At 37.4% G+C, this 789-nt stretch carries 2 protein-coding genes; one reads left to right on the top strand and one right to left on the bottom strand.

The genetic code is table 11. From position 1 onward, the window contains the following. Positions 1 to 462 (top strand): IS3 family transposase (locus A9G37_RS10105; RefSeq protein ID WP_176701902.1); only part of this gene is annotated, 462 nt, incomplete at its 5' end. Positions 463 to 478: 16 nt separating this feature from the next. Here A9G37_RS10105 and A9G37_RS10100 read toward each other — a convergent pair. Further along, on the bottom strand, positions 479 to 789 hold a 311-nt coding region (locus A9G37_RS10100), incomplete at its 5' end, for an IS30 family transposase (protein ID WP_141671174.1).

Genomic DNA, 789 nt, shown 5'->3' with positions numbered 1-789 from the left:
ATATTGGTGACCGATTTAACCTATGTAAGGGTTAAACAACGTTGGCACTACCTTTGTGTAATTGTTGATATCAGTAATCGAGAAATAGTGGGGCGAAGTGCTGGCAGGCATAAAACAGCGGCACTGGTCATGCAAGCTATGAGTCAAATTCCAATGAACTTACAGACGATTGAGTTGTTTCATTCTGATAGAGGAAAAGAGTTTGATAATCATTTGATTGATGAATGTTTAACAGCATTTGGAATTAAACGGTCCTTAAGTCGCAAAGGCTGCCCCTATGATAACGCAATTGCAGAAAGCACATTCAAAGCAGTGAAAACAGAATTTGTGTCAAATACTATTTTTGATTCACTGGCGCAACTTAAATTGGAATTTAATCACTATGTGGATTGGTTTAATTATAATCGACTTCATTCAACATTAAATTACCAGTCGCCGATTGAATACAAAAGAAATCGATGACCTTATCTTTTTGGTACTAAAAAGTGTGGACATACCAGTACACGGTGGTGTTTAAATAATGCTCAATAGCATGATGATAATTAAATTCGGTTCCATTATCAAAGGTGATGCTTTTAACCATTTTTTTAAACGGCGTTAGCAATTTTATTATCATATCTCTCGTTTCGGAGGCGGTACGTTGATTGAGGCGCCCAATTAATACTAGCTCTGTTTTGCGTTCAACTAATGTCACCAATGCTTGCTTGTCTTTACGGCTAATAATCGTATCTCCCTCCCAATGTCCTCGCGTTTTCCGGCTTTCTACATAACTTGGACGTTGTTTAATTG

This window comes from Gilliamella sp. GillExp13 (assembly GCF_001690815.1).
GTDB classification, from domain to species: domain Bacteria; phylum Pseudomonadota; class Gammaproteobacteria; order Enterobacterales; family Orbaceae; genus Gilliamella; species Gilliamella bombi.
This window is presented reverse-complemented; position numbering and strand designations above follow the sequence as displayed.